Raw genomic sequence first — 6,736 nt, forward strand, 5'->3', positions numbered from 1 at the left:
AGGGTAAGGCGATGGGAACAAGACACTTGACCTGCGTGGTCAAAGACGGCGAGTACAAAGTTGCGCAGTACGGTCAGTGGGATGGCTATCCATCAGGTCAAGGTATCGACATTCTAACTTTTCTGCGTGAAGAACTTAACCGAGATGTATTTCTTCCAAAGCTTTCGCAGACATTTCAGCCTACCGAAGAACAGATTAAAGCGTGGTGGATTGAGGTTGGGCATGACATGGAAAGCAGTAGCGGATTTGTGGATCACGCAATTGCTAAGAAATTCAGCAAAAACCACCCTTCGCTATCACGAGATACTGGCGGTGAAATTCTTTCACTAATTCAGGATTCCAGTGAGCCATTGCCGGTTCGCGTCTATACGGAGTTTGCAGCTGACTCACTATTTTGCGAGTGGGCATACGTGGTTGACTTCGACAAAAACACATTTGAGGTGTTCGAGGGATTCAACCATACGCCGTTGGATGAGGATGAGCGATTCTATGGAGTTACCTGCGATGATGCGAACAAGGGCTATCACCCTGTACGCCATCGGAAAACGTATCCACTCGAATCTCTACCAACCGATGAATATTTTTTGGCTGAGTTAGAGCCACAGGAAGAAGAATGACCCGCTCCGGCGGGTTTTTTATTGCTCATACCTCAGCGGCTTCTCAGAGGACGCTTAGTTATGAATGGCGGCTATCCACCGCTTAATTTCTTGCAGCGATGAAAATTGCATGCAGAGGTCTTTAGCTCAGCGGCGCGGCTTAAGCGCGGAGATGATTATGACAATTGATATCGAATTTAAATGTAAAAGTGCCACGGTCAGCGGTAGCAAGTGGGACGTGGTTAACGTCGAGATTGACTCAGTTGACGTACATGAACTTCTCGAAGCTATTGGTGATAAGACGGTTTTCGAAAGCATTGATCTTGATGACTACATCGATTCGGCAGAGGAAGCTGGGCATACCGATGACATTCTGGATCGCCTTGACGCTGATGAAGTAATTGAGTGGCTTCGCAGGAAAGGTCATCTGGGGGCTGAATCATGACAGTCACCCACAACGGCAAGCAGTACCACGCATCAAAACTCAACGACAACGAGTGGCAACTCTCATCAGTCGATAAACCTCGCGAGAAAATCACAATGAACCGCTGGCAGATGCACATTGCCGGGTTATTGCAGCAGGTGGAGGGTAAATCATGAGCCTACATCATTACGGAACGCAGGAAGTTAACCGCGGTGCTGTTCAGCCTGGGATGCTGGTTAAGCACAAAGATGCGACGTGGACAGCATCAGCACATAAGCGCGGGAAGCTTTACCTCCACCGCGGGTGTGAGCGCACCTATACGAAAGAGTTGCTCGTTGAGGTTTATCTCAGCGGGCTTGGCGGTGGATTGAGTCATTGAGGGGTAGTTATGCAAGAGTTTGAATATTTCGTTATGGATGGCCGTGCAAAATTCGATTTCGACAGAGCTGTAGTGTTGGAGGCTTTGGGTAGACAGTTGCCATCAAATAAGCAATTACGCAGAGATTGGGGTGATATGGATGCTGTATTAGTACGCGCCCCAGTAGTTAGCGATTCTTCTTGCGGTTATTTCGAGTTAATCCGCGAAATTTAATACCGCTTCAAATACACAATCCACACCCCCATTCCCCCTACTCGTCCGGCTATCGCAGACGGGAAGCGCACAACCAAATTTCAGGAGAGACCATGAGTGAAGTAACGGATTTAACTGTCATTGAAATCAAGCCAGAGCAAGCGCCAGCACTTTATACCTCTGGTGGTTTAGCTGGATATCTTGAGCAGATTCGCGAAATGGCAAAAGAAGTGCCAGACGTTACCACTAAAAAAGGTCGTGACCGTATCGGCAGTCTGGCCCGCATGGTTGGGTCCAGCAAAGCAGCCATTGAAAAGCCTGGGCGTGAATATCTCAAGCGGTTAAAGGAGGCGGTAAAACCGGCTGAGGAAGAGCTGCGCATTTTCACCCGAGAGTGCGACGCCATTCGTGACGCAATCCTCAAGCCCCGCGAAGAATGGGAGGCTGAACAGGAACGAATTAAGGCAGAGGAAGCAGCCAAGATTAAAGCCGAGGAAGACCGGAAGAAATTCGAATCCGATCATGAAATTGCTTTGCTGATGAACGACGCATTCGACCGTGAACTGGCAGAGAAGAAAGCGGAAGCAGAACGCCAGCGCATTGCTCATGAAGAAGAGTTGAAGCGTCAGGCAGCAGAACAGGCCAAGCGAGAAGCCGAAGAGAAAGCAGCGGCTGAACTGGCGGCAGCGAAGAAGCGTGAAGAGGATGCGATTGCAGCAAGATCACAGGCTGAATTACTGGCTAAGCAAGCACAAGAGCGCGCAGAGCAGGAAGCTAGAGACGCAGCTGCGAAAGCCGAAGCAGAGAAGAAAGCAGCCATTGAAGCGGAACAACGCAAAGCTCAGGAAGAAGCTGATCGCATTAAGCGTGAAGCTGAAGCGAAAGAAGCAGCCCGCATGGCAGAAGAGAAGCGCATCTCTGACGAAAAGGCAAAGCGTGAAGCAGATGTTAAGCACCGCAAGGCCGTTGGTACTGAAATCGTAAACGCACTCACTGCTAATACCAGCATCTCACGCGAACAGGCTATCGAAGTCCTGAAGGCGATGATGGATGGCCTGGTACCGAGAACACAAATTAACTACTGAGGTGGAAGATGATTCCTGTCGATTTAGCAAGAACTCCGGAACTAAGCCGAATTAAACGCCAGTGCCACGTTACTGAGGCGCTTTACTGGCGCAAGTCAGGTAACAAGTCGATGAAAAGCTTCTGCCTGTCTATGGCTAAACGTGAGCGCATGAATAAATGCGAGCTCCTGTCTAACCCTTCCGAACTTCCATTCTGAGGTAATTATGAGCGCCACATTTTATGAGCGGCTGGCATCCATTCAGGAGCACCTGAATGCGCCAAAGAATCAGTACAACTCGTTCGGCAAATACAAATACCGCAGCTGCGAGGACATTCTCGAAGGAGTTAAGCCGCTACTGAAAGGGCTTTTCCTGTCGATTAGCGATGAAATCGTGCTGATTGGCGATCGGTATTACGTCAAGGCTACGGCGACCATCACGGACGGTGAAAATAAGCACACAGCAACCGCTATGGCGCGAGAAGAAGAAAGCAAAAAAGGTATGGATGCCGCTCAGGTTACTGGCGCTACAAGCTCTTACGCTCGCAAATATTGCCTTAACGGATTGTTCGGAATTGATGACTCCAAAGATGCTGATACTGATGAGCACAAACATCAGCAGAATTCCGCGCCAGCTAAACAATCAAAACCATCCCCTACTCCTGAGCAGATCCTGAAGGCCTTCACTGATGCCGCAGCACAAAAGACCTCAGTCGATGAACTTAAACAAGCTTTCGCTAAAGCATGGAAAATGCTCGAAGGTACTGATGAGCAACAGAAAGCTCAGGACGTTTACAACATTCGAAAAGATGAACTTGAAGGAGTTATCGCTTAATGGCGCATTCAATAACAGTACGGTTAAACAAAGCAGCTCGTGAGTTTCAGGCGGGTGAAAACATCGGATTTAATATCCGAGCAGGTGTTCAGTATTACGACCGCCAGAGCAAGCAAAAAGAATGGACGAACTATAGCGCAGCCGTTTTTGCAAAGCCTGGTGCGCAAGCTGACTACTACCGAAATGTTCTGGTTGAAGGTGGAATCGTTGAAATAACTGGAGAGAATATCAAGGTGGATGTTTACCAGGGGCAAAACGGTCAGTCTATAACTCTCGAACTATTAAACGCTCGCATTGGATTTGCCACTTCAGGCAATAACCAGCAACCATCCAACAATCAACCATCTCAGCAATTCGACGATTCGATCCCGTTCTGAATTAACTCAACAAGGAATTAGCTATGTCGGCGCCTCTCACCGGGGCGGGATATCTGCGCCCGCCTAAAAAATCAGGCACCAAAGATGAGGTGCTGGCTCGTTGCTTTGCAGCTATCGCTAATGACGATTTCCAGAAGCCAACCATGGAAGACAGGCTTCTGGAGTTGCACGAAAAGGAAGTCTGGTACGCCAATTTAGAAGCGTCATTCAGACCGGGATGGATGGTAGTTGGACCTGTAGAGCCTGATTACGTTGATGACCGTATGCGTAAGTATCGCGGTCGTTACGGACAAATAAGGAGCGACTGATGAAAGTCTGGAGCATAGAAGAACTATCAGCGCTCATGCGCTACACCAACGTAGAAGTAGCAGAGATTACCGGTAGGAGTATCGAAGAGGTCGGAGATAAGCGGCTGCAGGTGAATATTGAGAGATGTGCATGGGGTAAATATGACCCTGAACGGGAGGAATTATGAACCATGTCGTCAGCTTCTCTGGAGGCAGAACGTCAGCATATCTTATTCACTTGATGGAGAAGAGAAGGAAGGCTGGTGAAAATATTCACTATGTGTTCATGGATACCGGAGCCGAACATCCGGCAACTTACCAGTTTATTCGTGATGTCGTGAATCACTGGGGGATAAATCTCACATGCCTACGTGTCGATGTTAATCCAGTCCTTGGAAAAGGGAACGGATACAAAGTAATAGGCATCGATGATATTGGACCTGACCTTCAACCATGGATAGATATAACCGAGAAATACGGAACACCTTATTTTGGCGGTGCGTTCTGCACCAGGACGATGAAGATTGAGGTATGCAACCACTACTGCCGGGATAACTTTGATGAGCATGTATCCTGGCTTGGGATGCGAATCGATGAACCTGCTCGCATATGGGGAGATACCATTTTCAGGATGATGCGCCGCATGGGTTTCGATGACTACATGATGGGGGGNGGGGGGCTGTACAGAGAGATGACTGGCATAGTCAGTCTTAATGAGATGGTTTCTATGCTTGAACCTAGATTCCTTCTGGACACTGAATTAGCAAAAAAAATAGCAGGTCGCGTTCTCGACATCAGAAAATCAAAGCAGCACTTCATGGCAGAAATTACAGAGTTTGAAAAGCCTGACATTCTTGATTGGTGGTCTCGCCAGCCATTTGACCTGCAAATACCTGAACATCTCGGAAATTGCGTCTTCTGCATTAAAAAGGGACTCAACAAAGTAGCTCTTGCTATGAGAGATGAGCCAGAGATGCTAGCCAAGTTTCGCGCTGTTATCGAGTCTCCTAATGTCCGAGTCGTCGAACGCCGCCAACAGGAAAACAAGATTATGTACCGCGAAGGTCAGTCTCTGGACGGTGTGGAGGCTATGTACGCTGATTACGATCGAGCGGACATCGCAGCAACAATTAGAGGTGGTGGCGGGAATAATGCAGGTTCATGTTCTGAGTCGTGCGAGGCATTCATAGTAGGTAACGCAGATACCGCGCAAATGGACTTATTCGCAAGACAGGAAAATGCCGCATGAGAAACAAACTATCGCAAATCACAAGGTCGCTAATGCGGCCTTTTTATTTTCTCGCGTTCACCTTCAACCGNGATTACGATCGAGCGGACATCGCAGCAACAATTAGAGGTGGTGGCGGGAATAATGCAGGTTCATGTTCTGAGTCGTGCGAGGCATTCATAGTAGGTAACGCAGATACCGCGCAAATGGACTTATTCGCAAGACAGGAAAATGCCGCATGAGAAACAAACTATCGCAAATCACAAGGTCGCTAATGCGGCCTTTTTATTTTCTCGCGTTCACCTTCAACCGTATTAACCGACAGTTCATGGAGCACTGAAAATGGCTGACATTATCGATAACGCATCAACGCTTGAAGATTTGCAGCGTGACGCGGCACTGAATATGCACAGACTCAACCACTCAGCAGTATCAGCAACGCACTGTGAGGAGTGCGGTGACAAGTTACTTGATGAGCGCCGGAAAGCGTATCCGGGATGCACGATGTGTGTCAGTTGTCAGGGTGAGATGGAATTGCGTAAGANATTAACCGACAGTTCATGGAGCACTGAAAATGGCTGACATTATCGATAACGCATCAACGCTTGAAGATTTGCAGCGTGACGCGGCACTGAATATGCACAGACTCAACCACTCAGCAGTATCAGCAACGCACTGTGAGGAGTGCGGTGACAAGTTACTTGATGAGCGCCGGAAAGCGTATCCGGGATGCACGATGTGTGTCAGTTGTCAGGGTGAGATGGAATTGCGTAAGAAGATTGGGAGGATGTGATGTGGCCTATATGCAAACACTGCGGACGTAAATGCTTTAGTGGTTGGTGCGTTAAATGTGATAAGCGAGGGTGATGTGATGGAGCTAACGAAAGGCAAGGTTTACAACGTCGACCCGGACGAGTGGATGGCCCACAGTCGCGCAGAATACCACTCCACCTTTAACAGGCAGTGCGACGGCATGCCTTTGCACAACATGATTATCCGTATGCGTGACGGAGATTTGGAAATATCCACTTTCGCCACGGACAACATTATTTCCGAAGCAGAGAAGCCAGTGTGATGGATTACAGAAAGCTGAGTGACAAAGACATTAATAAGCTTGTGGCATTCGCATTAGGCTGCAAAGAAGTCGTTCCTGATATTTTCATGAGCGATGAGCGCCGGAAAGCGTATCCGGGATGCACGATGTGTGTCAGTTGTCAGGGTGAGATGGAATTGCGTAAGAAGATTGGGAGGATGTGATGGAGAAGGAAACTATGACAAATCGCGAACTGGTTGATGCCGCAATTGAACTTGCCGGGCAGTTCTACGCGATGCAGGGATATACACATCGTACAGGG

The 6,736-nt window shown here is 48.4% G+C and carries 16 protein-coding genes; all 16 read left to right on the top strand.

The features are described 5' to 3' along the window. On the top strand, positions 1–617 hold a 617-nt coding region (locus tag B9P82_RS27560; protein WP_210405010.1), incomplete at its 5' end, for a hypothetical protein. Positions 618–774: 157 nt separating this feature from the next. Continuing rightward, positions 775–1,041, top strand: coding sequence for a hypothetical protein (locus B9P82_RS27565; RefSeq protein WP_168188478.1), 267 nt, complete (start codon positions 775–777; stop codon positions 1,039–1,041). Then, positions 1,038–1,196, top strand: a complete 159-nt coding sequence (locus tag B9P82_RS28630) for a hypothetical protein (RefSeq protein WP_167789655.1) — start codon at positions 1,038–1,040, stop codon at positions 1,194–1,196. Before B9P82_RS27565 ends, B9P82_RS28630 begins: the two co-directional genes overlap by 4 nt. Further along, entirely contained in the window at positions 1,193–1,399 is a 207-nt protein-coding gene (locus B9P82_RS27570; protein WP_047500189.1) for a phage encoded cell division inhibitor protein, read from the top strand. The genes B9P82_RS28630 and B9P82_RS27570 overlap by 4 nt, the downstream gene beginning before the upstream one ends. A gap of 9 nt (positions 1,400–1,408) precedes the next feature. Next, positions 1,409–1,612 (top strand): hypothetical protein, encoded by a 204-nt coding sequence (locus B9P82_RS27575; protein WP_246842184.1) that lies wholly within the window; start codon positions 1,409–1,411, stop codon positions 1,610–1,612. A gap of 92 nt (positions 1,613–1,704) precedes the next feature. Continuing rightward, entirely contained in the window at positions 1,705–2,676 is a 972-nt protein-coding gene (locus B9P82_RS27580) for a hypothetical protein (RefSeq protein WP_101701419.1), read from the top strand. An 8-nt stretch (positions 2,677–2,684) separates the two neighbouring features. Next, complete coding sequence (locus tag B9P82_RS29235) at positions 2,685–2,873, top strand: hypothetical protein (protein WP_101701420.1); 189 nt, start codon at positions 2,685–2,687, stop codon at positions 2,871–2,873. A gap of 7 nt (positions 2,874–2,880) precedes the next feature. Beyond that, positions 2,881–3,489 (top strand): ERF family protein, encoded by a 609-nt coding sequence (locus B9P82_RS27590; protein WP_057101637.1) that lies wholly within the window; start codon positions 2,881–2,883, stop codon positions 3,487–3,489. Beyond that, on the top strand, positions 3,489–3,866 hold the full coding sequence (locus B9P82_RS27595; protein ID WP_101701421.1) for a hypothetical protein: 378 nt from the start codon (positions 3,489–3,491) through the stop codon (positions 3,864–3,866). The genes B9P82_RS27590 and B9P82_RS27595 overlap by 1 nt, the downstream gene beginning before the upstream one ends. 23 nt (positions 3,867–3,889) lie before the next feature. Further along, positions 3,890–4,174, top strand: coding sequence for a hypothetical protein (locus B9P82_RS27600; RefSeq protein WP_101701422.1), 285 nt, complete (start codon positions 3,890–3,892; stop codon positions 4,172–4,174). Next, a complete protein-coding gene (locus B9P82_RS28635) occupies positions 4,174–4,341 on the top strand; it encodes a hypothetical protein (protein WP_168188479.1) in 168 nt (55 codons plus the stop codon). Before B9P82_RS27600 ends, B9P82_RS28635 begins: the two co-directional genes overlap by 1 nt. Further along, the gene (locus B9P82_RS29240; protein ID WP_246842185.1) at positions 4,338–5,402 is read left to right on the top strand and encodes a phosphoadenosine phosphosulfate reductase domain-containing protein; all 1,065 of its coding nucleotides are present in this window, start codon (positions 4,338–4,340) and stop codon (positions 5,400–5,402) included. The genes B9P82_RS28635 and B9P82_RS29240 overlap by 4 nt, the downstream gene beginning before the upstream one ends. Before the next feature lie 321 nt (positions 5,403–5,723). Further along, positions 5,724–5,963, top strand: coding sequence for a TraR/DksA family transcriptional regulator (locus B9P82_RS27615; RefSeq protein WP_101701424.1), 240 nt, complete (start codon positions 5,724–5,726; stop codon positions 5,961–5,963). Beyond that, positions 5,956–6,174, top strand: a complete 219-nt coding sequence (locus tag B9P82_RS27620) for a TraR/DksA family transcriptional regulator (protein ID WP_101701425.1) — start codon at positions 5,956–5,958, stop codon at positions 6,172–6,174. The genes B9P82_RS27615 and B9P82_RS27620 overlap by 8 nt, the downstream gene beginning before the upstream one ends. A gap of 78 nt (positions 6,175–6,252) precedes the next feature. After that, positions 6,253–6,456 carry a hypothetical protein gene (locus B9P82_RS27625; protein WP_101701426.1) on the top strand — a complete coding sequence of 68 codons (204 nt, stop codon included), beginning with the start codon at positions 6,253–6,255 and terminating at the stop codon, positions 6,454–6,456. Positions 6,457–6,542: 86 nt separating this feature from the next. Next, complete coding sequence (locus B9P82_RS29245) at positions 6,543–6,638, top strand: TraR/DksA C4-type zinc finger protein (protein ID WP_246842186.1); 96 nt, start codon at positions 6,543–6,545, stop codon at positions 6,636–6,638. Positions 6,639–6,736 lie beyond the last annotated feature (98 nt).

Source organism: Citrobacter sp. L55 (assembly GCF_002850715.1).
Lineage (GTDB): Bacteria > Pseudomonadota > Gammaproteobacteria > Enterobacterales > Enterobacteriaceae > Citrobacter > Citrobacter braakii.

Bases quoted from the DNA above. Each gene is read 5' to 3' on its own strand.
- B9P82_RS27600 (WP_101701422.1), top strand. From the start codon at position 3,890: ATGTCGGCGCCTCTCACCGGGGCGGGATATCTGCGCCCGCCTAAAAAA.
- B9P82_RS28630 (WP_167789655.1), top strand. From the start codon at position 1,038: ATGACAGTCACCCACAACGGCAAGCAGTACCACGCATCAAAACTCAAC.
- B9P82_RS28635 (WP_168188479.1), top strand. From the start codon at position 4,174: ATGAAAGTCTGGAGCATAGAAGAACTATCAGCGCTCATGCGCTACACC.
- B9P82_RS27565 (WP_168188478.1), top strand. From the start codon at position 775: ATGACAATTGATATCGAATTTAAATGTAAAAGTGCCACGGTCAGCGGT.
- B9P82_RS27620 (WP_101701425.1), top strand. From the start codon at position 5,956: ATGGCTGACATTATCGATAACGCATCAACGCTTGAAGATTTGCAGCGT.
- B9P82_RS27625 (WP_101701426.1), top strand. From the start codon at position 6,253: ATGGAGCTAACGAAAGGCAAGGTTTACAACGTCGACCCGGACGAGTGG.
- B9P82_RS27570 (WP_047500189.1), top strand. From the start codon at position 1,193: ATGAGCCTACATCATTACGGAACGCAGGAAGTTAACCGCGGTGCTGTT.
- B9P82_RS27580 (WP_101701419.1), top strand. From the start codon at position 1,705: ATGAGTGAAGTAACGGATTTAACTGTCATTGAAATCAAGCCAGAGCAA.
- B9P82_RS27590 (WP_057101637.1), top strand. From the start codon at position 2,881: ATGAGCGCCACATTTTATGAGCGGCTGGCATCCATTCAGGAGCACCTG.
- B9P82_RS29235 (WP_101701420.1), top strand. From the start codon at position 2,685: ATGATTCCTGTCGATTTAGCAAGAACTCCGGAACTAAGCCGAATTAAA.
- B9P82_RS27575 (WP_246842184.1), top strand. From the start codon at position 1,409: ATGCAAGAGTTTGAATATTTCGTTATGGATGGCCGTGCAAAATTCGAT.
- B9P82_RS27595 (WP_101701421.1), top strand. From the start codon at position 3,489: ATGGCGCATTCAATAACAGTACGGTTAAACAAAGCAGCTCGTGAGTTT.
- B9P82_RS29245 (WP_246842186.1), top strand. From the start codon at position 6,543: ATGAGCGATGAGCGCCGGAAAGCGTATCCGGGATGCACGATGTGTGTC.